This is a genomic window from Rhizobium sp. SVR5-2C, from assembly GCF_056755115.1.
The window spans coordinates 1-275 of record NZ_JBNDHT010000391.1; the positions used below are offsets into that span (position 1 = coordinate 1).

A 275-nucleotide genomic window follows, 5' to 3' on the forward strand; every position below is an offset into this window, starting at 1 on the left:
GCGTTAAAGTCCGCAAAGCGGTACAGCGGCTCACTGTAATTCGCCGGATAGTTCAGCCGATGATAAGTGTCGAACCACAAGCCGCCACGCAGGGAGAAGACCTCCTGACGCACCGTACCGTCGCTTTTCCACGGGTAGCCGTCGGTATGCTTTTCCGCAAAGGCAATGCTGACCTGCATCGGCCCGCCGGTGTGTACCGGGTTAAGTGAGCCAAACAGTGTCTGCCCCATCGGCACCATGCTGATGAAATCATCAAAGATGGCGCTGAGCTGTTT

General features: G+C 56.4%; 1 protein-coding gene. It reads right to left on the minus strand.

Going from position 1 to position 275, the window contains the following annotated elements; genetic code table 11:
* Positions 1-275: DUF1615 family protein (locus ACPYOI_RS36220; RefSeq protein ID WP_481424191.1), on the minus strand; the 275-nt coding region annotated here is incomplete at both ends.